At 39.6% G+C, this 23,928-nt stretch carries 25 protein-coding genes; 24 read left to right on the top strand and 1 reads right to left on the bottom strand.

Going from position 1 to position 23,928, the window contains the following annotated elements:
- The first annotated feature begins 111 nt into the window (after window positions 1-111).
- The 11 genes from GPDM_RS16020 to rsmI all read left to right on the top strand — a co-directional run bounded on the left by GPDM_RS16020 (window position 112) and on the right by rsmI (window position 10,703).
- Window positions 112-1,554 carry an aminotransferase class I/II-fold pyridoxal phosphate-dependent enzyme gene (locus GPDM_RS16020; protein WP_008433081.1) on the top strand — a complete coding sequence of 481 codons (1,443 nt, stop codon included), beginning with the start codon at window positions 112-114 and terminating at the stop codon, window positions 1,552-1,554.
- A gap of 41 nt (window positions 1,555-1,595) precedes the next feature.
- Window positions 1,596-3,122: an exopolyphosphatase gene (gene ppx, locus GPDM_RS16025; protein ID WP_008433082.1), complete on the top strand. Its 1,527-nt coding sequence runs from the start codon at window positions 1,596-1,598 to the stop codon at window positions 3,120-3,122.
- A 37-nt stretch (window positions 3,123-3,159) separates the two neighbouring features.
- Window positions 3,160-5,271, top strand: a complete 2,112-nt coding sequence (locus tag GPDM_RS16030) for an RNA degradosome polyphosphate kinase (RefSeq protein WP_008433083.1) — start codon at window positions 3,160-3,162, stop codon at window positions 5,269-5,271.
- Between the two features lie 105 nt (window positions 5,272-5,376).
- Window positions 5,377-6,027: a dTMP kinase gene (gene tmk / locus GPDM_RS16035; protein WP_008433084.1), complete on the top strand. Its 651-nt coding sequence runs from the start codon at window positions 5,377-5,379 to the stop codon at window positions 6,025-6,027.
- A 109-nt stretch (window positions 6,028-6,136) separates the two neighbouring features.
- Window positions 6,137-6,466 carry a cyclic-di-AMP receptor gene (locus GPDM_RS16040; RefSeq protein WP_008433085.1) on the top strand — a complete coding sequence of 110 codons (330 nt, stop codon included), beginning with the start codon at window positions 6,137-6,139 and terminating at the stop codon, window positions 6,464-6,466.
- Between the two features lie 114 nt (window positions 6,467-6,580).
- Complete coding sequence (gene holB / locus GPDM_RS16045; RefSeq protein ID WP_008433087.1) at window positions 6,581-7,573, top strand: DNA polymerase III subunit delta'; 993 nt, start codon at window positions 6,581-6,583, stop codon at window positions 7,571-7,573.
- Window positions 7,574-7,576: 3 nt separating this feature from the next.
- Entirely contained in the window at window positions 7,577-8,389 is an 813-nt protein-coding gene (locus GPDM_RS16050; RefSeq protein ID WP_008433088.1) for a PSP1 domain-containing protein, read from the top strand.
- Between the two features lie 10 nt (window positions 8,390-8,399).
- Window positions 8,400-8,759 (top strand): DNA replication initiation control protein YabA, encoded by a 360-nt coding sequence (gene yabA, locus GPDM_RS16055; RefSeq protein WP_008433090.1) that lies wholly within the window; start codon window positions 8,400-8,402, stop codon window positions 8,757-8,759.
- Between the two features lie 84 nt (window positions 8,760-8,843).
- Window positions 8,844-9,581: a tRNA1(Val) (adenine(37)-N6)-methyltransferase gene (locus tag GPDM_RS16060; protein WP_008433092.1), complete on the top strand. Its 738-nt coding sequence runs from the start codon at window positions 8,844-8,846 to the stop codon at window positions 9,579-9,581.
- A complete protein-coding gene (locus tag GPDM_RS16065) occupies window positions 9,568-9,837 on the top strand; it encodes a GIY-YIG nuclease family protein (protein WP_008433093.1) in 270 nt (89 codons plus the stop codon). Before GPDM_RS16060 ends, GPDM_RS16065 begins: the two co-directional genes overlap by 14 nt.
- The gene (gene rsmI / locus GPDM_RS16070; RefSeq protein WP_008433095.1) at window positions 9,834-10,703 is read left to right on the top strand and encodes a 16S rRNA (cytidine(1402)-2'-O)-methyltransferase; all 870 of its coding nucleotides are present in this window, start codon (window positions 9,834-9,836) and stop codon (window positions 10,701-10,703) included. The genes GPDM_RS16065 and rsmI overlap by 4 nt, the downstream gene beginning before the upstream one ends.
- A gap of 88 nt (window positions 10,704-10,791) precedes the next feature.
- On the opposite strand, the gene GPDM_RS16075 is transcribed toward rsmI, so the two are convergent.
- The gene (locus GPDM_RS16075; RefSeq protein WP_008433098.1) at window positions 10,792-11,070 is read right to left on the bottom strand and encodes an AbrB/MazE/SpoVT family DNA-binding domain-containing protein; all 279 of its coding nucleotides are present in this window, start codon (window positions 11,068-11,070) and stop codon (window positions 10,792-10,794) included.
- Window positions 11,071-11,398: 328 nt separating this feature from the next.
- Between GPDM_RS16075 and metG the strand changes: the two genes are divergently transcribed.
- From metG to GPDM_RS16140, 13 genes are all read left to right on the top strand, one after another.
- Window positions 11,399-13,357, top strand: a complete 1,959-nt coding sequence (metG, locus tag GPDM_RS16080) for a methionine--tRNA ligase (protein ID WP_008433099.1) — start codon at window positions 11,399-11,401, stop codon at window positions 13,355-13,357.
- Window positions 13,358-13,559: 202 nt separating this feature from the next.
- Window positions 13,560-14,336 carry a TatD family hydrolase gene (locus tag GPDM_RS16085; RefSeq protein WP_008433100.1) on the top strand — a complete coding sequence of 259 codons (777 nt, stop codon included), beginning with the start codon at window positions 13,560-13,562 and terminating at the stop codon, window positions 14,334-14,336.
- Between the two features lie 77 nt (window positions 14,337-14,413).
- A complete protein-coding gene (locus GPDM_RS16950) occupies window positions 14,414-15,742 on the top strand; it encodes a G5 and 3D domain-containing protein (RefSeq protein WP_008433101.1) in 1,329 nt (442 codons plus the stop codon).
- 113 nt (window positions 15,743-15,855) lie between these two features.
- Window positions 15,856-16,413 (top strand): ribonuclease M5, encoded by a 558-nt coding sequence (gene rnmV / locus GPDM_RS16095; protein ID WP_008433102.1) that lies wholly within the window; start codon window positions 15,856-15,858, stop codon window positions 16,411-16,413.
- Complete coding sequence (rsmA, locus tag GPDM_RS16100) at window positions 16,413-17,291, top strand: 16S rRNA (adenine(1518)-N(6)/adenine(1519)-N(6))-dimethyltransferase RsmA (RefSeq protein ID WP_008433103.1); 879 nt, start codon at window positions 16,413-16,415, stop codon at window positions 17,289-17,291. The genes rnmV and rsmA overlap by 1 nt, the downstream gene beginning before the upstream one ends.
- A 163-nt stretch (window positions 17,292-17,454) precedes the next feature.
- Entirely contained in the window at window positions 17,455-17,718 is a 264-nt protein-coding gene (veg, locus tag GPDM_RS16105) for a biofilm formation stimulator Veg (protein ID WP_006830753.1), read from the top strand.
- A gap of 147 nt (window positions 17,719-17,865) precedes the next feature.
- Window positions 17,866-18,729: a 4-(cytidine 5'-diphospho)-2-C-methyl-D-erythritol kinase gene (gene ispE, locus GPDM_RS16110; protein WP_008433106.1), complete on the top strand. Its 864-nt coding sequence runs from the start codon at window positions 17,866-17,868 to the stop codon at window positions 18,727-18,729.
- A 57-nt stretch (window positions 18,730-18,786) separates the two neighbouring features.
- Window positions 18,787-19,614 carry a pur operon repressor gene (gene purR, locus GPDM_RS16115; protein ID WP_008433108.1) on the top strand — a complete coding sequence of 276 codons (828 nt, stop codon included), beginning with the start codon at window positions 18,787-18,789 and terminating at the stop codon, window positions 19,612-19,614.
- Window positions 19,615-19,992: a RidA family protein gene (locus GPDM_RS16120; RefSeq protein WP_008433110.1), complete on the top strand. Its 378-nt coding sequence runs from the start codon at window positions 19,615-19,617 to the stop codon at window positions 19,990-19,992.
- 201 nt (window positions 19,993-20,193) lie between these two features.
- Window positions 20,194-20,478 (top strand): septation regulator SpoVG, encoded by a 285-nt coding sequence (spoVG, locus tag GPDM_RS16125; RefSeq protein WP_008433111.1) that lies wholly within the window; start codon window positions 20,194-20,196, stop codon window positions 20,476-20,478.
- Between the two features lie 245 nt (window positions 20,479-20,723).
- Window positions 20,724-22,097, top strand: a complete 1,374-nt coding sequence (gene glmU, locus GPDM_RS16130) for a bifunctional UDP-N-acetylglucosamine diphosphorylase/glucosamine-1-phosphate N-acetyltransferase GlmU (protein ID WP_008433112.1) — start codon at window positions 20,724-20,726, stop codon at window positions 22,095-22,097.
- A gap of 15 nt (window positions 22,098-22,112) precedes the next feature.
- Entirely contained in the window at window positions 22,113-23,075 is a 963-nt protein-coding gene (locus GPDM_RS16135; protein WP_008433114.1) for a ribose-phosphate diphosphokinase, read from the top strand.
- 112 nt (window positions 23,076-23,187) lie between these two features.
- Complete coding sequence (locus tag GPDM_RS16140; protein ID WP_008433116.1) at window positions 23,188-23,832, top strand: 50S ribosomal protein L25/general stress protein Ctc; 645 nt, start codon at window positions 23,188-23,190, stop codon at window positions 23,830-23,832.
- The last annotated feature ends 96 nt before the right edge of the window (window positions 23,833-23,928 follow it).

Here is a 23,928-nt window from a genome sequence, read left to right on the forward strand (position 1 = left end):
GTTTGAGGAAATTAATAAAAAAGAACAATGCAGACTGGTGGTTTCGAAACCACGATTGCTACACGGAATTGTTATAATAGAGTCAATTAATCAATGTGAGGATGAAAGTTTATGACGCAACGCCGTCCGATTGTAGATGCTTTAATTCAATTTCAAAAAAAACAGCCGATTTCTTTTCATGTACCCGGACATAAGCATGGAATTTTGTCGGGGTTACCAAAAGAGATACACCCTGCTCTGTCATATGATTTAACGGAATTAACAGGACTAGATGACCTTCATTATCCAGAAGGTGCGATTCAAGAAGCCCAGCTTTTATTAGCAGAGGCTTATGGGGCCAAAGAGAGTTTTTTACTAGTCAATGGTTCAACTGTAGGGAATTTGGCGATGATTCATGCAGCATGTAAAGAAGGCGATGTGGTGATTGTTCAACGCAATTCTCATAAGTCGATTTTTCATGCATTAGAGCTTGCCCACGTACGTCCTGTATATGTCGCGCCCGAGTGGGACGAATACTCCATGACAGCTGCTGCAGTGTCTTTAAAAGCAATTAAAGAGGCAATTGATACATATCCTGAGGCAAAGGCGGTCGTGCTCACCTACCCGAATTATTATGGGGTTGTTTCAGATGAACTTTCTGAAATTATTTCCTTATGCCACGAAAAAAATATTGCGGTTTTGGTAGATGAAGCACACGGTGCTCATTTTCAAGCGGGTGCTCCGTTTCCAATTTCAGCACTCGAGTTGGGGGCAGACGTTGTTGTGCAATCAGCCCATAAAACCTTGCCAGCTATGACTATGGGGTCATTTTTACATAGAGGCAGCAATCGTGTAAGTGGGAAAAGGATTCAAAAGTATTTGCGAATGTTTCAATCGAGCAGTCCATCGTATTTGATTTTAGCTTCTTTAGATGATGCACGGGCTTATCTTCAAAGTTATTCGCCACCGGATATTCGGTCATTTAATGAAAAGCGTGAGCGTTTTCTAAGTAGTTTACGGATGATTCCGCAGTTACTCGTAGTTGAATCAGATGATCCGTTAAAAATTATGTTACGCGTTGCTCACCATAGTGGTTACCAGCTAAAAGAAAAACTAGAGCAAGTTGGTGTTGAAGTAGAATTAGCAGATTCTTTTCAAGTATTGCTGATTTTGCCTTTATTAAAACAGCGGCATGCGTATCCATTTGCGGAAATTCGTAGTCGTTTAAAAGAAGCGGTAGCTATGCTTGAAAGAGAAGATAGGAAAGAAACAACATTAAAAGTTAAAAAGATAGATGATGTGACAGTGCCAGAGTTATCTTTTGAAGAAATTGATTTATCCGACCAAGAATGGGTGTCTTACACACAAATTATCGGTCGCATTGCTGCGGGGATGTTGACACCTTATCCACCGGGTATTCCATTAATTGTGGCGGGTGAAAAATGGACCACGTTTAAAGTAGAAGAATTGATGAATTATCTTGCTTCAGATGCACAAATTCAAGGTGAACATCGTTTAGCTTCTAAGCAATTGCCCGTTCTTATGCAAGACGTTCAAGTAGTAAGCCAAGGATAAAAGGGTATACTAAAGCATCAACTAGGATGAGGAGGGTTTTCATGGAGCAAGAAAAGTATGCAATCATTGATATTGGTTCGAATACCATTCGACTTGTTATTTATACACGGGACAAAAGTGGGCGCTTTACTGAAAGCGAGAACGTAAAAGCAGTGGCTCGACTTCGAAGTTATTTAAATGAAGAAAATGTTCTAGAACAAGAAGGTGTCGATATATTAGTGAAGACCTTGAAAAGCTTTCAGGAAGTGACTCGCCATCATCAATTAAAATCAATTAAATGTGTTGCTACTGCTGCAGTACGCCAAGCAGAAAATCAAGCAGCTATTTTATCAACTGTAGAGAATGAAACCGATTTTTCTATCCGTATTTTATCCGAATATGAAGAAGCGCATTATGGATATCTAGCAGTAGTCAATTCAACCCCGTTTACCAGCGGTATCACCGTGGATATAGGGGGAGGGAGTACTGAAATTACGTATTTTAAAGATCGCCAGCTCCTTTACTTTTATAGTTTTCCATTTGGGGTGTTGTCTTTAAAAGAACAGTTTATCCAAGAGGAGACGCCAAAAAAAGGAGAAATCCGTGAATTACGGAGCTTCTTAAAAGAACAATTTGATCAGCTAGAATGGTTAGGGGATAAACGCTTGCCGTTAATTGGTATCGGAGGTAGTGCGCGAAATATGGCTCAAGTTCATCAAGAGCATATTGACTATCCTTTTTCCGGTGTGCATCAATATATGATGAATAAAGATGATGTAGAAGAAGTTTACGATTTGTTGAATTCTCAAGATTTTTCAGAGCTTCAACGATTAGAAGGTTTATCAAAAGACCGAGCGGATATCATTATCCCCGCAGTTGAAGTGTTTCGTTATTTAATGGAACTGATTGATACAAAGCAATTTGCGCTCAGTCGAAAAGGTTTACGAGACGGAGTTTTTTATGAAGAGATGACAAAAAGCTTTGATTTGACTGTGTTTCCTAATGTTATAGAAGAAAGTTTTCATGAGTTAGCGATTGATTATGATATTAATTTAACTCATGCATTTCATGTTACAAATAGTGCGTTGCTCATTTCAAAAGCTTTAGAAGCCGTTGATTTGTTATCTTTAGAAGAACAAGATTATAAACGTTTAAAGCTGAGTAGCGCTCTTTATAATTTAGGGAGTTACATCGATTCGGAGTCTAGTCATCAACATACGTTTTATTTATTGAGCAACCGAACGATAGATGGGTTGCTGCATAAAGAACGTGTCATTATTGCATTGATGGGTTCGTTTAAAAACAAAGGAGTCTTTAAACGTAATGTTGCACTTTATGAAAAGTGGTTTACGAAAGATGAGCTAGCAAAATACACCTTGCTCGGAGCAATCATAAAAATGGCTTATAGTTTAAATGCAACAAAGCGAGATATAGTCGAAAAGATTGAGCTCGAGCAACATGAAGAGGTGTTGGTTTTCTCTGTTCAATGCCGCGAAGACTGGAAGCCTGAGCAATACCAAGTGGAAAAACAGAAAAAACATTTGGAAAAACAACTGAAACAAACGGTAGAGTTTCGGTTTTATAAATAATCAATCGCTAACGACAGAGTAAAAGGTGGTGTGGGCAGTGGACTCAGGGAAAAAGAAGAACGTGGAACTCAGAAATCCGGCTTATTATAATAACCGCGAATTGAGCTGGCTCGCTTTTAATGAACGTGTTTTGCAAGAAGCACTTGATAAAAAAAACCCTTTACTGGAACGATTAAAGTTCTTGGCGATTTTCAGTTCGAATTTAGACGAATTTTTTATGGTACGTGTAGCTGGGCTCCAGGATCAAGTAAAAGTTGGATTTACTAAACCTGAAAACAAAGCAGGAATGACCCCAAAGCAACAATTAAATGAAATCGCGATGAAAACCCATCAGCTGGTGGATATACAGTACGAAACATTGCGAAATACGTTGTTGCCAAAAATCCAAAAAGAACATGTAGAATTTGTGAAAATGAAAGATTTGGATGATAAACAGATAAAAGTACTGGAAGAGTATTTTGAAGACTATATTTTTCCGGTACTGACGCCTATGGCTATTGATGCATATCGAACTTTTCCAATGTTGCTCAATAAAAGTATCAACTTAGCCGTGAAATTGGAAGCGGAAAAAAAACAAGACGAAGAAGTGCAGAAAATCGCTATTGTTCAAGTACCTGCTGTGTTGGAACGATTTGTCCGAATTGAGCCAGAGAAAAATAATCATAAACTGGTGTTATTAGAAGATGTTATTGGCTTCTTTATTCATAAGCTATTTCATGGTTTTCAAGTTACTTCGGTTTCTGTATTCCGCATTACACGCAATGCTGACATGACCATTCACGAAGAAGGCGCCCGCGATTTGCTAAAAGAAATTGAAGAAGAGCTTCGCAAACGAAAATGGGGAGCTGCAGTCCGTTTGGAAATTCAACAGCCCGGATTTGATTTGGATATTTTGGATTATTTGACGGACGAACTGGAAGTTCATAAAAAAGATGTTTATGTAATTGAGGGGTTTTTGGATTTAACGGCATTTTTCAATTTTTATAAAAAAATGGCACCTGTATGGGAACACTTAGTGTTTGAAGGAAAGGTGTCTCAATTACCTGCAGGTATGGAGACAGGCAAGCAAATCTTTCAAAAAGTCAGTGAGCAAGATGTCTTTTTGCATCATCCATATGAATCGTTCGAGCCTGTTGTCCAATTTATATCAGAAGCTGCAGATGATCGCGATGTACTCGCGATAAAGCAAACCTTATACCGCGTGAGTGGAGATTCTCCCGTTATTAAAGCATTGAAAAGAGCAGCAGAAAACGGTAAGCAAGTAACGGTACTCGTGGAGTTAAAAGCTCGCTTTGATGAAGAAAACAATGTTCACTGGGCAAAAGAGTTAGAGAAAGCAGGCTGCCATGTTATTTATGGTATGACGCATTTGAAAACTCATAGTAAAATTACGCTTGTTGTCCGTAAAAAAGAAGATAAAATCGAACGATTTGTTCATTTAGGCACCGGTAATTACAATGATCAAACCGCGAAAATTTATACCGATATGAGTTTATTTACATCAAAACGGCAATTTGGAATCGATGCCACTAATTTTTTTAATTACTTGAGTGGTTATACGGAAAAGCCTGAATTCCATTACTTATCGGTCGCGCCATTTATGCTTCGGATCGACATTATTGAATTGATCGATACCGAAATCCGTTATCAGAAAAAAAACGGCAATGGCCGGATTGTTGCAAAAATGAACTCTTTAACCGATAAGGTCATAATAATGAAATTGTACGAAGCTTCTAATGCAGGGGTAAAAGTAGAATTAATCGTTAGAGGGATTTGTTGTTTACGGCCGGGCATACCAGGAGTAAGTGAAAACATTCGAGTGCGAAGCATTGTTGGTAGTCTCTTAGAGCATAGCCGCGTCTATTTTTTCAATCAGAACGGCAAAGAAAAAGTGTTTTTATCATCCGCAGATATGATGACCCGGAATTTAAACAATCGGATTGAAATTTTATTTCCAATTATTGATGAAAAAATAAAAGACCAAGTCCAAACTATTTTGGAGTTAGGACTTATGGATAATGTTAAAGCTAGAGAACAAGATGCAGCTGGAGTTTATGATTATGTCCTCCGTAAAGATGAAGAGCCTGCTTTAGACAGTCAAATGGAATTGTTTCGTCGAGCTTACCGAGTGGCAGAAGATGAAGAGTAATGATAGCGCTGCAGGTTTGGAAGGCACTGTAAAACGAACACCGTTTCGTGTATAGTATAAAGAGTTTGAAACAGATTAATTTCATGAAATAAGGTGATCAGTAAAATGGGGTATTTAATCAATCTTGAAGGTGGAGAAGGATCCGGTAAATCGACGGTTCTGAAAATGCTGGCAGAGGCATTAACAGAAAAAGGGTTTTCGGTTGTTTGTACGAGAGAACCGGGTGGCATCGACATTGCCGAACAAATTCGTGAAGTCATTTTAAACCGGGAAAATACAGCAATGGATGCACGAACAGAAGCGTTGTTATATGCGGCTGCAAGAAGGCAGCATTTAGTAGAGAAGATTATTCCTGCACTTGAAACGGGCAGTATTGTTTTATGTGATCGCTATATTGATTCGAGTCTTGCGTATCAAGGGTATGCAAGAGGACTTGGGATGGAAGAGATTTTCGCCATCAATAAATTCGCTATCGATGAATACATGCCAGACTTAACTTTGTATTTTGATGTTAATCCTAAAGTCGGCTTAGCACGGATTGAAAAAGATGCAGGTCGCGAAGTAAACCGGTTAGATGTAGAATCGATGAAATTTCACTATAAAGTAAGAGAAGGGTATCTTTTGTTATTAAGTAAAAATCCGGAGCGAATTCGTTTAGTAAATGCAGAAAACGAACTTCCAATTGTTTTTACAGATGCATTGGAAACAGCTGTACGTTTTATAGAAGAGCGACAATCGGCAGTAGATCCCACGTAAGTCTTTTCGGAGTCCCTGTTTTTTGATTAAATGACTGGAAAGATATGCAGTGCTTACCTTTGTTCATGTTATACTTATATAGAAGAAAGATAAAAAGGAGTGGGTGCTGATGAAACTCGTAGTAGCAGTTGTACAGGACCAAGACAGTAACCGATTATCCAATGCGTTAACAAAAAATGATTTCCGGGCTACAAAGCTTGCCAGTACAGGAGGGTTTTTACGCTCAGGGAACACTACCTTCTTAATCGGTGTTGAAAATGATCTCATCCCGAAACTGATGGACTTGATTCGTGAAAATTGCCGTTCTCGTGAACAAATGGTCGCGCCAGTTTCACCAATGGGTGGCAACGCAGACTCATATATTCCTTATCCAGTGGAAGTTGAAGTAGGCGGAGCAACAATTTTTGTCTTGCCAATTGAACAATTCCATCACTTTTAATCAATAGGGACAAGTAAGTTTCCTGTGATGAGGGGCAATGTCTCGAGTAACATAAACAATACCCGTGCTCCAATCGGAACACGGGATTTTTTACAAAGTCTGAAGGTGAAGTTGATGCAAAAAACAACCGATGAATTTTTGGAGATGCAACCGGTAGTGATGAAGCGTCTGCAAGGAGCTTATGGAAAAGAGCGTCTAGCGCATGCTTACCTATTTGAAGGTCCTGCAGGATCTGGAAAAAAAGAGATTACTCATTTTTTTGTAAAGCTTCTTCTATGCGAATCACCTATTGAAAATGTTCCATGTGAAACATGTCGGAACTGTCAATTGTATAATTCTGGTAATCATACGAATGTTATATTCATCGAACCGGATGGTCAAAACATTAAAATCGACCAAATCCGTGAGTTGATTTTCAAGTTGAATAAAACGGGCTTGAATACAGGCCGTAAAATATACGTAATCGAGCAGGCAGACCGGATGAATAACTCTTCTGCTAATGCGTTGTTGAAATTTTTAGAAGAGCCAGAGTTTAATGTAACGGCTATCTTGTTAACAGAACGTCTAAATGCGATAATGAGCACAATCCGTTCTCGTTGCCAACTGGTGTCATTTCGCCCTTTATCCCGTCCAAAGTTAATGGAAAAGTTAATAGCGAATGGCATGACCGAATCCATGGCAGCAACCGTGAGTATGTTGACACAAAGTGAAGAAGAAGCCGTTGCATTAAGTCAGGATGAACAATTTTCACAAGCAAGAAAAACTGTTTTAAAACTAGTGGAAGTGGCTAGTAGCAATGTTCATGAAGCGCTTTTAATGCTTCAAGCCGAATGGTTACCGTTATTTAAAGAAAAAGAAGATGCCGAAAGAGGCCTAGACATGTTATTATTTGCATATCGGGACATCGCTTCGGTAAAAGCAGGTCTTGAGACTGCACGAACATATCCAGACATGGAAGAAACATGGAAGCAGATGGCTCTCCAACGCTCCTTTACGGTATTGTCCAAGCAGTTGCAGGCTATATTACAAGCCAAACAACAATTGCCGCGCAATATGAACCGGACGCTGTTGATGGAGCAGTTAATGCTGAATCTGCAGGAGGGGTAGCAATTGTATAATGTGATAGGTGTCCGCTTTAAAAAAGCGGGTAAAATATATTATTTCGATCCAGCTGAATTAGGAATCGAAAAAGACGATTACGTCATTGTGGAAACAGCAAGAGGCGTAGAGTATGGGAAAGTAGTCGTGCCAACAAAAACAGTTGGAGAAAACGATGTTGTTTTGCCTTTAAAACAAGTGGTGCGTATAGCAACTGAACGCGATCGCCAACAAGTAGAGGAAAACCGATTAGAAGCAAGTCGTGCTTTTGAAATGGGCACTGAAAAAATTGAAGAACATCAATTGGATATGAAGCTAGTTGATGTTGAATACACGTTTGATCGCAACAAAGTGATTTTTTACTTTACAGCAGAAGGTCGTGTGGATTTTCGGAACTTGGTCAAAGACTTGGCTTCCATTTTCCGTACACGCATCGAACTTCGCCAAATCGGTGTTCGCGATGAAGCAAAAATGCTCGGTGGCATAGGACCTTGTGGTCGTATGTTGTGCTGTTCAACGTTTTTAGGTGATTTTGAACCCGTATCCATTAAAATGGCGAAAGATCAAAATTTATCGTTAAATCCTTCAAAGATCTCAGGCTTATGTGGTCGATTAATGTGCTGCTTAAAATATGAGAACGATGAATATGAAACAGCGAAAAAAGAAATGCCTGATGTTGGCACACGGGTAACGACGCCAGATGGCGATGGTCGTGTTGTTGGCATGAACATTTTGGAGCGAGTGTTAAAAATTCGTTTATCTGAGCAAGAACAAACACTTGAATATACATTAGATGAAATAATGGGCCAAGGAACGAGAGCGTGAGGTGGTTTAAGTGAAGGAAAAAAACTTTTTAGATACAGTCATGGAATTTGAACAGCAACTCCAATCGATGCAAGAGCAATTCAGCGAGTTAAAAGCGGTTGTGGCTCGGACGATGGAGGAACATCATGCGTTGCAGCTGGAAAATCATCATTTACGTTCACGATTAGATGAATTTCATAAAGCGGTGCCAGAAGTGGCAGCAGTAGATCCAGTAAAATTAAAAAAAGCTGTTATGGATATTGGTGAAGGCTACGATAACTTAGCGCGCTTATATCATGAAGGTTATCATGTCTGCAACGTCCATTTCGGCAGTTCTCGAAAAGGCGATGATTGTCTGTTTTGTTTGTCATTCCTGAATAAACAAAACTAAAAAGTAAAGATGAAGTTTGATAAAGAGAAAGGCTTCCGACACTTCGTGTGGCGGCAGCCTTTTGTTATGCTAGGAGTTGAACAAATGTTAGTGGATGACGAAAGATTAGATTATTTATTAGCGGAAGATTTGCGGATTATTCAAAGTCCATCGGTGTTTTCGTTTTCTTTAGATGCAGTATTGCTAGCACGTTTTGCATATGTCCCTTTAAAAAGGGGGACGATTGTAGATTTATGTACAGGCAATGGAGCAATTCCGTTATTTCTAAGTGCACGAACAGAATCTCGCATTATTGGCGTAGAGCTGCAAGAAAGACTCGCCCACATGGCACGACGCAGCATAGCTTACAATGAACTCGAAAAACAAATTGAAATTATCGAAGGCGATGTTAAAGACATGCCAAAACAATTAGGGTTTGAAAAATACGATGTTGTAACGTGTAACCCTCCTTACTTCCCAGCACATGAGATGAGCGACAAAAACATTAGTGAACATATGGCGATTGCAAGACATGAATTGCATTTAACATTAGACGAAGCCGTACAAGCAGCAAGTCAATTGCTCAAACAAGGAGGCAAAGCGGCATTTGTCCATCGTGCAGGTCGATTGATTGATTTGATGGCGGCAATGCGTGCAAACCGCTTAGAACCTAAACGGATTCGTCTCGTTTATCCAAAAGCCGGAAAAGAAGCGAATACTTTATTGATCGAAGGCATTAAAGACGGCAAGCCGGATTTGAGAATATTGCCCCCGCTGGTTGTTTACGGAGAAGATGGGGAATATACAGAAGAAGTACGCGAGTTACTATATGGAGATAACTAATCATTATTTTTATGTATTGGAATGCGCCGACCGGTCTTATTATGCAGGATACACTAACGACCTTGAAAAGCGGCTAGCTGCACATAATGCAGGCAAAGGTGCAAAATACACTCGCGCTAGAGGCCCGTCGAAACTAATTTACCATGAATGCTTTGAGACAAAGCAAGAAGCCATGAAAGCGGAATACGCTTTTAAGCAATTAACCAAGCCACAAAAAATTCGTTATATTGCTGAAGAAAAGGAGAGCGGCAAATGAAATCTCAAAAAAGTTTTCAGCACAAAGAAGCAACTTTGTATTTAGTAGCAACACCTATTGGCAATTTAGAAGATATGACCATACGCGCGCTACGCATTTTAAAAGAAGTCGATTTGATTGCAGCCGAAGATACACGCAACACTAAAAACCTTTGCAATTATTTTGATATACAAACTAAATTAGTTAGCTATCATGAACACAACCAAGAAAGCGGCGGGTTTAAAATTTTGTCGTATTTGGAACAAGGCAAGTCAGTCGCATTAGTGAGTGACGCTGGCATGCCGTGTATTTCGGATCCTGGTGAAGATATTGTAAAGCGAGCTGTAGCAGAAGGCTTTCCTGTTGTCCCTATTCCGGGAGCTAACGCAGCACTTAGTGCGCTAATTGCATCTGGAATTTCACCACAACCTTTTTTATTTTATGGCTTTTTATCGCGTAATAAAAAGGAACGGTTAGCCGAACTCGAAATATTGGGCCAGAAACAAGAAACACTGATTTTTTATGAAGCGCCTCACCGATTAAAGGAAAGCTTAAAAAGCATACAAAAAGCGGTAGGCGATGATCGGGAAATTGTATTAGCACGCGAAGTAACAAAGAAATTCGAAGAATTTATAAGAGGAACAGTGGGGGAAGCTGTCGAATGGGCCGATGAAAACGAAATTCGTGGAGAATTTTGCATAGTGTTAGAAGGAAATGCGGACCCTGAACCGGTAGAAAACGTAAAGTGGTGGGAAACGCTATCCATTGAAGAGCATGTCGATCAATTGATAGAAACCAAAAACTTAACATCGAAAGAAGCGATTAAAGAAGCAGCGATTGAACGACAATTGCCGAAAAGAGAAGTGTATCAAGCTTATCATACGTAAGAAAAGCGTAAGTAGCCGTATAGATTCAATGGATAAAAGATAAGTAAGCATAAAAAAACCGGATGCGTGGGCACCCGGTTTTTTTAACTTATTTGTTTAAGTTGTTTTGAATTTCTTTTACTAACATTTCTGCGCCTTCAGAGCTTAAGATCAATTTACCGCCAACTAATTGCATGTTTTCGTCTGATACTTCGCCTGTCACTGCACATGTCATGTTTGGTAAGTATTTCTTCAAGATAATTTTATCGTCATCCACATAAATTTCCAATGCGTCTTTCTCAGCGATTCCTAAAGTACGGCGCAATTCGATTGGAATTACCACTCGTCCTAACTCATCTACTTTACGAACAATACCTGTTGATTTCATAATTATAGTCCTCCTCTAAGTTTATCAAATTTATTCGTCAAAATTCGACATTTTCCACTTCCTGTAATAAATCATACCAACTACTGTCAATTAGGTCAATAAAAAACTATCGAAAATATAATAAAATTTAAGATTTAGTGTTAATTTCGCCAGATTTACTGTACAAGATGTCATAAATTCGACAAAATGTCGAATGGAATTGTAACGGGATAGCTATAAGTAGCAAGCTATAATACCTATTTAAGTGATTGGTTGGAATTGAAAGATTGTACAAAATTGGGGACTTGGTTAAAATAAGGACTATACAAAAAAACTGGAGGAATTTTTCGTGACTGCTAACAACAAGACATTTTATATAACTACACCAATTTATTACCCAAGCGGAAAATTCCATATTGGAACGGCATATACAACAGTCGCTTCTGATGCAATGGCCCGCTATAAGCGCCTACGTGGATTTGATGTCCGGTTTTTAACTGGAATGGACGAGCATGGCCAGAAAATAGAGGAAAAAGCAAACGAGGCGGGCAAAGCGCCACAAGAGTTTGTGGATGAAATGGCTGCAGCTGCCAAACAAGTATGGTCGGTTATGGACATTACGTATGATGATTTTATCCGGACTACAGAAGAACGTCATAAAGAAGGAGTCGAGCGGATTTTTAAAACTTTCCTCGACAATGGTGATATTTATAAAGGGGAATACGAAGGTTGGTACTGTACTCCTTGTGAATCATTTTTCACCGAAAACCAATTAGAAAATGGCAATTGTCCAGACTGTGGGCGCCCGGTTCAAAAAGTCAAAGAAGAATCGTATTTCTTCAATATGAAAAAATACGCATCACGTCTTTTGGAATACTATGAAAATAATGTCGAATTTATTGAACCAGAATCACGTAAAAACGAAATGATTAATAATTTCATTAAACCTGGATTAGAAGATTTGTCGGTTTCACGAACTTCTTTTGACTGGGGCATTCCAGTTCCTGGAGATCCGAAGCACGTTATCTATGTGTGGGTGGATGCTTTGTCGAATTACATCACGTCTCTAGGTTACGGCTCAGAAGACGATAGTTTGTTTGATAAGTACTGGCCAGCGGATGTTCATGTAGTTGGTAAAGACATCGTCCGCTTCCATACAATCTATTGGCCGATTTTCTTGATGGCTTTGGATTTACCATTACCGAAAAAAGTCTTCGCTCATGGTTTTATTATGATGAAAGACGGTAAAATGTCGAAATCTAAAGGCAATGTCGTTTATCCAGAAATGCTGGTTGAGCGTTACGGTCTAGATGCAACTCGTTATTTCTTATTACGTGAATTACCATTTGGTTCAGACGGTGTTTTTTCACCGGAATCATTTATTGAGCGAACAAACTTTGATTTAGCAAACGATCTTGGGAATTTATTAAACCGTACAGTGTCTATGATCAATAAATACTGTGGTGGTGTCGTGCCACAAATTAATGACTTGCAAACAGAGTTTGATGCACCACTGCAGCAAGTAGCCGCACAAACGGTAAAAGCGCATGAACAGTACATGGAAAAAATGCAGTTTAGTATTGTATTAAGCGAAATTTGGACATTGATTTCTCGAACAAATAAATACATTGATGAAACGCAACCGTGGGTATTAGCAAAAGATGAAAATGCAAAAGAACAATTGAATTCTGTTATGGCTCATTTAGCAGAAAGTTTGCGAATGACAGCCGTTATGTTACAGCCGTTCTTGCCGAATGCACCTAAACAAATTATTGAACAACTTGGTTTAACAGAAGAATTTTTAGCGTGGGCTACCTTACAAGACTTCGCTAAAATTCCAGCTGGCACGCAAGTTGTGTCGAAAGGTACGCCAATTTTCCCTCGCCTTGAAGTAGAGCCGGAAGTGGCATATATTCGTGATCAAATGCGTGGATCTGTAGCGCCAGTCGCAGAAGAGCCAGAAGTGATGGAAGTTCCAGATGTACCGGAAATTGAAATTGAAGATTTTGCAAAAGTGGATTTGCGTGTAGCTACAGTTATAGATTGTGAAGCTGTACCAAAAACATCAAAGCTATTAAAACTTCAGTTAGACATGGGTTATGAAAAGCGTCAAGTGGTTTCGGGGATTGCTGAACATTACAAACCGGCTGACTTAGTTGGTAAAAAAGTGGTCGTTGTTGCAAACTTAAAACCAGTGAAATTGCGTGGAGAGTTATCTGAGGGAATGATTTTAGCTGGTGAAAAAGATGGCTATTTAACATTAGCATCGGTCGCAGAACAGCTTCCAAATGGCTCGAAAATAAAATAAAATATACTGGAAAAGAACTGTTTTGACCCACTTTCATTAGTGGGTCTTTTTTTGTTTTTCTAGTTTAAATTGCCCAATATTACAATGAAATAGGACGAAATGACGCGGAATTAACATGTTTTGTTACCTAATTGTAATGTTGCTGTGAAGAAAGATACAGGTAGAACCATTAGAATAAAGCTTAATGTGAGGAGAATGATTGATGTTTATCGATACCCATGTACATTTAAATGCAGATCAATACGATGAGGACTTAGTAGAAGTCATTGAGCGCGCACGAGAAAACCATGTGGAAAAAATGGTAGTCATCGGCTTCGACCGAAAAACGATCGAACGAGCCATAGAGTTGGCCGAAACCTACGAATTTATCTTCGCAGTAGTTGGTTGGCATCCAGTAGATGCCATCGACTGTACTGAAGAAGACCTGGCGTGGATTGAAGAGCTAGCTGCTCATCCTAAAGTAGTTGGAATCGGAGAAACCGGTTTGGATTATCATTGGGACAAATCGCCAAAAGAGGTACAACAAGAAATCTTCCGTAAGCAAATTCGGTTGGCTAAAAAAGTGAAACTGCCAATTATCATTCATAACCGGGAAGCAACAGCAGACGTATTAGAAATTCTTAAAGAAGAAAACGCACAAGAAGTAGGCGGCGTGATGCATTGCTTTAGTGGCAGTGTAGAGACAGCCCACCAAAGTATCGCAATGAACTTCATGATTTCACTTGGTGGACCAGTAACATTTAAAAATGCCAAAAAGCCAAAAGAAGTGGCCGAAGCGATCTCACTCGATCATTTAATGATTGAAACAGATGCTCCATATTTAGCACCGCATCCCTATCGCGGCAAACGAAATGAACCATCTTATGTTCCTTTAGTAGCGCAAGAAATTGCGCGGTTAAAAGACATTTCAATAGAGACTGTCGCAAAAGCAACTACTGAGAACGCCGAAAAGTTTTATAAATTTTCTCAAAAAAAGTGAAATTAAGAAATTCGTATTCGTTGACATGAAAAACACAGGCCCATATAATCACTCAAGTGAAAGAGGAGGAATTATTTTTGACAAATCAAGCAAATAGTACCAATTCGACAAAGTCATTTAAAGGTAAATCGTTGGCGGTAACAATCGCGACTGTCTTATTGTTCGCAGCGGTTTTAACTTTCGCTATATATGAAGGAACAAAAAATACAATAACAGTAACAGCAAATGGAGAACAGGAACAAGTAAGAACGCATGCAGAAACAGTAGGTGCCTTTTTAGAAGAACAAGACATCGAAACTGGAGAGCATGATTTTGTAAGCCATTCTGCAGATACACCGATTAATGAAGATATGACATTGGAATGGGATGCAGCAGAACAATATGCTGTAACCGTTGATGGGAAAGCGACTTCAGCTTGGACCACAAAAAACACAGTGTCAGACATTTTAGCAACAGCGAATATTGAGTTAACAAAATACGATAAAGTAACCCCAGCATTAGACGCACAAGTAGACGAAGACACAAAAATCTCAGTTGAAAAAGCATACGAAGTTACAATTCAAGACGGCGTGGAAGAAAAGAAAGTATGGTCTACTTCGACAACAGTCGCTAATTTCTTAAAAGAAAACAAAATCACATTAGGTAAACTAGATCGCGTTGAAAGCGAAATGGACGCATTGGTTTTACCAAATTCAGAAGTCAAAGTAGTTCGCGTTGAAAAAGTTACAGATGTAGTTGAGGATTCTGTAAAATACGCAGTCGAAACTAAAAAAGACGACACGCTTCTTAAAGGTAGCGAAAAAGTTGTTCAAAAAGGTCAAAATGGCTTAGTTGAAAAAACATATGAAATTGTAAAAGAAAATGGTAAAGAAGTAAAACGTGATCTTAAAAACGAAAAAGTTGTTAAAGAACCAACAAAACAAGTAACGGCAGTTGGCACAAAAACAGTTGTCGCTAGCGTTTCGCGTGGAGCTCAAAAAGAAACTGTTAAAACAGCTTCACCTGAAAAAGCACCAACAGCTACAGCGACTACAGTTAAAGCAACAACGACTCCTAAAGCAACACCAGTCAAAACTACAACAGTTAAAGAGACACCTGCAGCAGAACCAACTGGTGGAAAAGAATTTTATGTATCGGCAACAGCGTATACAGCAAGCTGCACAGGATGTTCAGGAATTACAGCTACGGGCATTAACTTAAAAGCAAACCCTGGCCTTAAAGTAATTGCGGTAGATCCAAATGTTATTCCATTAGGTTCTAAAGTATGGGTAGAGGGATACGGAAATGCGATTGCAGGCGATACAGGCGGAGCAATCAAAGGAAATAAAATTGATTTATTCATGGCAAACAGATCAGATGCTTTGTCATTTGGACGGAAACAAGTGAAAGTTAGAATTTTAAACTAATCTATTTTAATCCAACTGCAAGCTTTCCTGGGATATTTCCCGGGAAAGCTTTTTACATGTTAATCGATAAACAGGTAAAATAAACAAGAAGCTTGAAATGAGGAATTTGATAAATGAAAATAACTGAAATTATTGTGGTTGAAGGAAAAGACGATACAGTAGCCATTAAACGTGCAGTCAATGCGGATACCATTGAAACAAATGGATCAGCTATTACTGCAGAAACGCTTGCACGAATTGCTCACGCCCAGGAAAAACGAGGAGTCATTGTTTTTACTGATCCGGATTATCCTGGACGCCGTATCCGTGCTATTATTGAAGAACATGTGCCCCAGGCAAAACATGCATTTTTAGCAAAAGAAAAAACAATCGCTAAAAACGGCAAAGGCTTAGGAATTGAACATGCCCGTGATGAAGACATTCGTGAAGCGCTAGAAGCGGTTTATACGCCGTTACAGCAAGATCGTGCAATTGAGATTACAATGGAAGATTTAATCGATGCTGGCCTTGTTGCTCACCCACAAGCGAAACAGCGCCGTATTGCAATCGGCAACGATTTGCAAATCGGTTACACAAATGGGAAACAACTTCAGAAGCGACTCTACATGTTTGGTATTTCCAAAGACCAGTTTATTAAAGCGGTACAAGCGTTAACTCAGGAGGAAAATTAATGACTAAAGATATTGCAACACCCATCCGCACTCAACAAATCATGACGAAATACAATTTGAAAGTGAAGAAAAGCTTAGGACAAAACTTTTTAATCGACCCTAATATTTTGCGCAAAATTGTCGGACAAGCCAACTTAACAAAAAAATCTGCGGCAATCGAAATTGGCCCTGGAATTGGTGCGCTAACTGAGCATTTGGCAAGAGAAGCTGGAAAAGTGTTAGCTTTTGAAATCGATCAACGTTTATTGCCAGTATTAGCTGACACATTGTCACCATATGACAATATTTCCATTGTTCATTCCGATATTTTAAAAGCCGATGTCCAAGCAGCCATTGATAGCGAATTAGCAGGATACGATGATATTGTGGTCGTGGCCAACTTACCTTATTACGTAACGACTCCAATTATCTTAAAGTTATTACTAGAAAAGCTGCCGATTCGTGGCATGGTCGTTATGTTGCAAAAAGAGGTAGCTGAGCGCATTACAGCAAAACCTGGAACAAAAGCTTACGGGTCGCTATCAATTGCCATACAGTACTATACACAGGCTGAAATGGCGTTAACAGTTCCGAAGTCCGTATTTTTACCTCAACCAAACGTGGATTCTGCCGTTATTCGCATGACCAAACGAGAAGTGCCAGAAGTCGAAGTCATTAACGAAGACTTTTTCTTTAGTGTTACAAGAGGTTCGTTTGTTCAACGGAGAAAAACTATATTAAACAACCTTCAAGTTGCAATGCCTTCAGGAAAAGAGAAAAAAGAATTCATTTTAAAAGCGTTAGAAGAAGCAGAAATTGATCCGACAAGACGTGGTGAAACTTTAACCATTAAAGAATTCGGTTTATTATCGGATAAGTTATACGCATATTTCCAGTAATAACGGCATTCTGTTACAAAATCGGCACAACTTGTTTCGAGTTAAAGAAATTTCGAATAAATAAATATTGACAGCAACAGAGTGTCGCTGATAAAATTATAAATTTGCTTGACTATTCCATCAAATTATGGTAGAATTTTATCCATAGTGAGGTGTAGACAAAATGCCCAAAACTTTGGCGGATATTAAAAAGTCGTTAGACCTACATTTAGGAAAGCGATTGCTTTTGAAGGCAAACGGAGGTCGCAAGAAAACGGTCGAACGTGCCGGAATCCTGCGCGAAACATATCACTCCGTGTTCGTGATTGAGTTAGATCAAGAAGAGCATGCATTTGAACGCGTGTCTTACAGCTACGCAGACATCTTAACTGAAGCAGTAGAAATTACTGTGTACGAAGGAACCGAAGACGCACTTGTTGTGAAATAATCGAACTACATTTATAAGATACTCCAAAACTTGCTCCTGCTGATTTAAGCGGAATGCGAGTTTTTTTGTTTCTATCACCACTTTGCTTTCCATTAGCCCGCGGTATGTTAAAATAGTCTTCATCAGAATATAAAAGGAGGCAGTGGGATGCTCTACGTGAAAGCGCCTGCCAAGATTAACTTAACATTAGATGTTTTGCATAAACGTCCAGATAACTATCATGAAATCGAAATGATTATGACCACGGTGGATTTGTCGGATCGCATAGGATTGATGGGGACAGCAAAAGGCATACATATTCAGTCTGCAGATCGCTTCGTGCCAAATGATTCCCGCAACCTTGCTTATCAAGCCGCACAATTGATTAAAGACACTTTTAACATTAAGACCGGCGTTATCATTTCGCTAGATAAAAAAATTCCGGTTGCCGCAGGTTTAGCCGGAGGGAGTAGCGATGCTGCTGCTACATTAAAAGGATTAAATAAACTTTGGCAATTAAACTTGTCACTTGATGAACTAGCTGAGCTAGGGGCTAAAATCGGCTCGGATGTTTCTTTTTGCGTTTACGGGGGCACAGCTCTTGCAAAAGGGCGTGGAGAAATTATTCAACAATTGCCGACTCCACCGAATTGCTGGGTCATCTTAGCAAAACCAACTATTGGCGTCTCTACAGCTGATGTTTACGGTGCGTTCGATGTAACCACAGCTCAACATCCAAACACACAAGAAATGATTCAAGCACTCGAAGATGGCGATTACGATGCGATGTGCGCCAACCTTGGCAATGCTCTTGAAAGTGTTACCTTAAAATTGTATCCAGAAGTTGCGCATATTAAAGATCAGATGAAGAAATTTGGTGCGGACGCTGTATTAATGAGCGGAAGTGGGCCAACAGTTTTCGGGTTGGTTTACCAAGAAGCACGTATTCCACGTATATATAATGGCTTGCGTGGCTTTTGTTCGGAAGTTTATGCAGTACGGTTGATTGGCGAACGAGAGCCCCTTGCTTAAATACGGACATTTATGGTAAGTTTTCTATAAATCATTCGTGTTTAGGAGAGGGTAGTTTTGAAGTGGAAGCGCAGTGAACGGCTTGTTGATATGACACATTTTTTATTAGACCATCCACATAAATTGATTCCGCTGACTTATTTTTCGGAGTTGTATCAATCAGCTAAGTCATCAATTAGTGAAGATTTAGGAATTGTGAAAGAAACGTTTGAAGAAAAAGGAATCGGTTTGTTAATGACAGTACCAGGAGCAGCTGGTGGTGTTAAATATGTTCCAAAACTTCAAGCTGGTGAAATTAAAACCGTAATAGCGGATTTAATGGAAGAGTTAAGTCATTCGGATCGATTGTTGCCAGGTGGTTATTTGTATATGACTGATGTGCTTGGCAATCCCGAAATGATGAACCGGGTTGGTAAAGTATTTGCGACAGCATTTGCTAACGAGAAAATTGATGTCATTATGACAGTAGCAACAAAAGGTATCCCAATTGCACATGCTATTGCGCATCACTTGAATGTACCGGTCGTTATTGTTCGTCGTGATAGCAAAGTTACTGAAGGCTCTACCGTCAGCATCAACTATGTATCAGGGTCATCAAGACGAATCCAGACAATGGTGTTGTCAAAACGTAGCATGAAGAGTGGACAGCGCGTTTTGATTACAGATGACTTTATGAAAGTCGGCGGAACGATGAATGGCATGAAGAACTTACTTGAAGAGTTTGAGTGCACATTAGCGGGTGTCGCTGTTCTCGTCGAAGCCGAGCATTCGGATGAGCGTCTTGTTGAGAAGTATTTGTCTCTCGTCAAATTGCATGAAGTCAGTGAAAAAGAACGAACCATCGCTTTAGAAGAAGGAAATTACTTTGAAAACGGGGGAATTTAAATGAATTACGTAGCGACAGACAAAGCAGCAGCTGCAATTGGCCCATATTCACAAGGTGTAGTTTCAGGAGGGCTTTTGTATAGCTCGGGTCAAATTCCATTAACAGCAACCGGTGAATTGGTTGACGGTTCTATTGGCGATCAAACGCATCAAGTATTTTCAAACTTAAAAGCAGTACTTGCAGAAGCAGGCTCATCTTTAAATGATGTCATCAAAACTACTGTTTTTATTAAAGACATGAATGACTTTGCTGCTTTAAACGAGATTTATGCTAGTTACTTTGGAGACCATAAACCAGCGCGCTCGACAGTTGAAGTGGCACGGTTACCAAAAGATGTAAAAGTAGAAATCGAAGTTATTGCGAAAGCGAACAAGTGAAATTAGTTAAACTAAGTTAAAAAGCAGGCCAACTCATCATTTTATGAGTTGGCCTGCTTTTTTCATCTCTTATTCCTCTTATTTTCTTTATTGAGTAAATTTTCAAATAAGTTTTGTGATTTGTGAAGGAGAATGGTCCTTTATAGCGAATAACCATAATTAGGGTTTAAAACAGCAGCTGAGAGGAGGGGGAACAAGAGAATGGAAGTAACAGATGTGAGACTAAGACGTGTACAAACCGACGGTCGAATGAGAGCAATCGCCTCCATCACGCTGGATGACGAATTTGTGATTCACGATATTCGGGTAATTGATGGAAACGATGGCTTGTTTGTAGCGATGCCGAGCAAAAGAACACCAGATGGGGAATTTAGAGATATTGCTCATCCGATTAACTCAAGCGCACGCACGAAGCTACAGGAAGCGGTCTTAACTGCATATGAGCAAAGTGAAAACGAAGCGGTTTTGGAAAATGCCGGCGTTTAATGGAGCTGAAACAAGGAGCCTTCTATTGTAAAAATAGGCTCTTTTTTTATTTGCCTTTTTTGTCATGGGATTGTCATGCCTTGGAACCTTGAAAAATCAAGGTTTTTCCGCTATAGTCAATAAGGAAAAGCGAATTTTTGGTTGACATGGCGAGGTTAACACTGAACCGATCAATTGATAGAATAAATATAAGGATAGACCTGGTAAAAAGGGTTCTGATCAAAAGAGGAGTGGAGGGATAACAGATGGCAAATACATATGCAGTAATTTTAGCGGCCGGCCAAGGAACGCGCATGAAGTCGAAATTGTACAAAGTACTTCACCCAGTCTGCGGCATGCCAATGGTTGAACATGTCACAAGCAATGTTGAGCAACTTGGTGTTGAAAAAATCGTGACCGTCGTTGGCCACGGCGCAGAAAAAGTTCAGCAGCAATTGGGAGCAAAAAGTGAGTATGCTTTGCAAGCAGAACAGCTTGGAACAGCTCATGCGGTACAGCAAACAGCTTCCTTGATCGAAGGTTTAGCAGGTACAACATTAGTGGTTTGTGGTGATACGCCATTAATCCGTCCAGAAACGATGCAAGCTTTACTTGACCAACATACTGAAACAGGAGCAAAAGCAACAATTTTAACAGCAATTGCTGACAACCCAACAGGTTACGGCCGAATTCTTCGCAATAGCGAAGGCATTGTTGAAAAAATTGTTGAGCAAAAAGATGCTTCGTCAGAAGAACAACAAGTAAAAGAAATTAATACAGGAACTTATTGCTTTGACAACGAAGCGTTGTTTGAAGCGTTAAAATTAGTTTCTAATGATAATGTTCAAGGTGAGTATTACTTACCAGATGTTATTGAGATTCTACAAAAGCAAGGTGAGATCGTAGCCGCTTATGCAACAGACAGCTTTGATGAAACATTAGGAGTTAATGACCGTGTAGCATTAAGCCAAGCTGAGAACATTATGCGCAAACGAATTGCGGAAAAACATATGAGAGCGGGCGTATCAATTATTGATCCGGCAACTGCTTATATTAGTGCGCAAGCTGAAATCGGAGCAGATACCATCATTCATCCGAACGTAACGATTGCAGGCGATACAAAAATTGGGGAAGATTGTGTTATTTCGTCAAACAGCCAAATTGTGAATAGTGTGATTGGTGACCGTACAACAATTCGCAGTTCAGAAGTTTACGACAGCAGCATTGGTACGGACACAGCTGTTGGACCATTTGCACACGTTCGTCCGGAATCAGCTTTAGGCAACGATGTAAAAATCGGTAACTTTGTTGAAGTGAAAAAAGCCGAAATCGGAAACGATAGCAAAATTTCTCATTTAAGCTATATTGGCGATGCAACAGTTGGCACAGGTGTTAATATTGGGTGCGGGACCATTACTGTAAATTATGATGGCAAAAATAAATTCCAAACCGTTATTGAAGATGATACGTTCATCGGTTGTAATTCAAATCTGATTGCACCGGTTACTGTAGGCAAAGGATCATATGTTGCTGCAGGATCTACGATTTCCAAAAATGTACCTGAGGATTCATTGGCGATTGCTCGTTCGCGCCAGGAAAATAAAGAAGGCTATGCAAGTAAATTAAACAGGAAAAAATAGGAGGGTTCACACCTAATGGGCTATCAAAATGCAAACTCGAAATTGAAAATCTTTTCATTGAATTCGAACCAGGAGCTAGCGGAAGAAATTTCTGAACATGCAGGTATTCCACTTGGAAAAAGTTCAGTAACACATTTCAGCGATGGTGAAATCCAAATTAATATTGAAGAAAGTATTCGTGGCTACGATGTATTTATCGTGCAATCGACTTCTCAGCCGGTTAACGAAAACTTGATGGAACTATTAATTATGATTGACGCTGTTAAACGTGCTTCTGCTCGTACAGTCAACGTCGTAATGCCTTACTATGGTTATGCACGACAAGACCGTAAAGCCCGTTCACGTGAACCGATTACAGCGAAATTAGTAGCGAACTTATTGGAAACTGCAGGAGCAACTCGTGTCATCGTACTTGATTTGCATGCTCCTCAAATTCAAGGGTTCTTCGATATTTTGATTGACCACTTGGTAGCTGTACCATTGCTTTCTGATTATTTCCTGAATGAAAGTGGCGTTGACCTTGAAAATGTGATCATCGTTTCACCTGACCACGGCGGAGTTACTCGCGCACGTAAGATGGCGGATCGTTTGAAAGCACCAATCGCCATTATTGATAAACGTCGTCCAAAACCAAACGTTGCTGAAGTTATGAACATTGTTGGTAACGTAGAAGGCAAAACGGCGATTATTATTGATGACATTATTGATACAGCAGGAACGATTTCGATTGCTGCGAGTGCATTAATCGAAAGCGGTGCGAAAGAAGTCTTTGCATGCTGTACTCACCCAGTTCTATCGGGTCCAGCTGTACAACGTATCAATGATTCGGTTATCAAGGAATTGATCATCACCAATTCAATTGCATTGCCTGAAGAAAAGAAATCTCCTAAGATTAAGCAGTTATCTGTAGCTCGTTTATTGGCAGAGACAATTGTTCGTGTTCACGAGCAAAAATCTGTCAGCACTCTGTTTGATTGATCATTTGTAAGACCTTTCGATGCTCTATGTTTCATTAAGATGCGACACGGGTATGTACCAAGTATGTACTTATCGTGAACATGTACTTTAATATAACTGGAGGCTGAAATCAATGGTAAAAATGACCGCGCAAAAAAGAGAAAGCAGCAATAAGAATTCTGCATTAACGGAACTTCGTTCACAAGGCAATGTGCCAGGCGTAGTTTATGGCTTTAAAACAGAAACAACACCAGTAACGGTAACTGAGATCGATTTGATCAAAACGTTACGTGAATCTGGACGTAATGGCGTCATCAAATTAGAAATTGACGGTACGACTAAAAATGTTGTATTGAGCGATTATCAAATGGATGCGTTAAAAGGCAGCTTTAAGCACGTCGACTTTTTAGCTATCAATATGTCTGATGAGCTAGAAGTATCTGCAGCTGTTCACTTAACTGGTGAATCAGCAGGCGAAAAAGAGGGTGGCTTTATCACTCAGCCAAACCGTGAAGTAAATATCCGCGTGAAGCCATCTGATATTCCGGATGCACTAGAAGTAGACATCACGGACCTAGCGATTGGCGAAACGATTACGGTTGGCGATATTCGTGGAACGGTTTCTTATGAAATTCTTGACGAAGACGACTTTATCCTTGTTTCTGCAACTGCTCCTCGTACACAAGATGAAATGGACGAACTTGATGCAGGCACAGATGAAAATGCAGAACCAGAAGTGGTTGGCAGCGAAGATTCTGAAGAAGATAAAGAAGCATAAATACAAATGGAAAATAGGGACTGTCGAGAGACAGTCTCTATTTTTACGTTCTACGAAGAGCCGCATATGCTTTTTTTATAAACTAATTATGATAAA

The sequence above is a fragment of the Planococcus donghaensis MPA1U2 genome, assembly GCF_000189395.1.
Classification (GTDB): Bacteria; Bacillota; Bacilli; order Bacillales_A; family Planococcaceae; genus Planococcus; species Planococcus donghaensis_B.

Bases quoted from the DNA above. Each gene is read 5' to 3' on its own strand.
- rsmI (WP_008433095.1), top strand. From the start codon at position 9,834: ATGAAATCTCAAAAAAGTTTTCAGCACAAAGAAGCAACTTTGTATTTA.
- spoVG (WP_008433111.1), top strand. From the start codon at position 20,194: ATGGAAGTAACAGATGTGAGACTAAGACGTGTACAAACCGACGGTCGA.
- tmk (WP_008433084.1), top strand. From the start codon at position 5,377: ATGGGGTATTTAATCAATCTTGAAGGTGGAGAAGGATCCGGTAAATCG.
- GPDM_RS16040 (WP_008433085.1), top strand. From the start codon at position 6,137: ATGAAACTCGTAGTAGCAGTTGTACAGGACCAAGACAGTAACCGATTA.
- GPDM_RS16085 (WP_008433100.1), top strand. From the start codon at position 13,560: ATGTTTATCGATACCCATGTACATTTAAATGCAGATCAATACGATGAG.
- holB (WP_008433087.1), top strand. From the start codon at position 6,581: ATGCAAAAAACAACCGATGAATTTTTGGAGATGCAACCGGTAGTGATG.
- ispE (WP_008433106.1), top strand. From the start codon at position 17,866: ATGCTCTACGTGAAAGCGCCTGCCAAGATTAACTTAACATTAGATGTT.
- GPDM_RS16065 (WP_008433093.1), top strand. From the start codon at position 9,568: ATGGAGATAACTAATCATTATTTTTATGTATTGGAATGCGCCGACCGG.
- rsmA (WP_008433103.1), top strand. From the start codon at position 16,413: ATGACTAAAGATATTGCAACACCCATCCGCACTCAACAAATCATGACG.
- veg (WP_006830753.1), top strand. From the start codon at position 17,455: ATGCCCAAAACTTTGGCGGATATTAAAAAGTCGTTAGACCTACATTTA.
- ppx (WP_008433082.1), top strand. From the start codon at position 1,596: ATGGAGCAAGAAAAGTATGCAATCATTGATATTGGTTCGAATACCATT.
- rnmV (WP_008433102.1), top strand. From the start codon at position 15,856: ATGAAAATAACTGAAATTATTGTGGTTGAAGGAAAAGACGATACAGTA.
- GPDM_RS16120 (WP_008433110.1), top strand. From the start codon at position 19,615: ATGAATTACGTAGCGACAGACAAAGCAGCAGCTGCAATTGGCCCATAT.
- glmU (WP_008433112.1), top strand. From the start codon at position 20,724: ATGGCAAATACATATGCAGTAATTTTAGCGGCCGGCCAAGGAACGCGC.
- GPDM_RS16020 (WP_008433081.1), top strand. From the start codon at position 112: ATGACGCAACGCCGTCCGATTGTAGATGCTTTAATTCAATTTCAAAAA.
- GPDM_RS16135 (WP_008433114.1), top strand. From the start codon at position 22,113: ATGGGCTATCAAAATGCAAACTCGAAATTGAAAATCTTTTCATTGAAT.
- GPDM_RS16140 (WP_008433116.1), top strand. From the start codon at position 23,188: ATGGTAAAAATGACCGCGCAAAAAAGAGAAAGCAGCAATAAGAATTCT.
- GPDM_RS16060 (WP_008433092.1), top strand. From the start codon at position 8,844: ATGTTAGTGGATGACGAAAGATTAGATTATTTATTAGCGGAAGATTTG.
- GPDM_RS16075 (WP_008433098.1), bottom strand. From the start codon at position 11,070: ATGAAATCAACAGGTATTGTTCGTAAAGTAGATGAGTTAGGACGAGTG.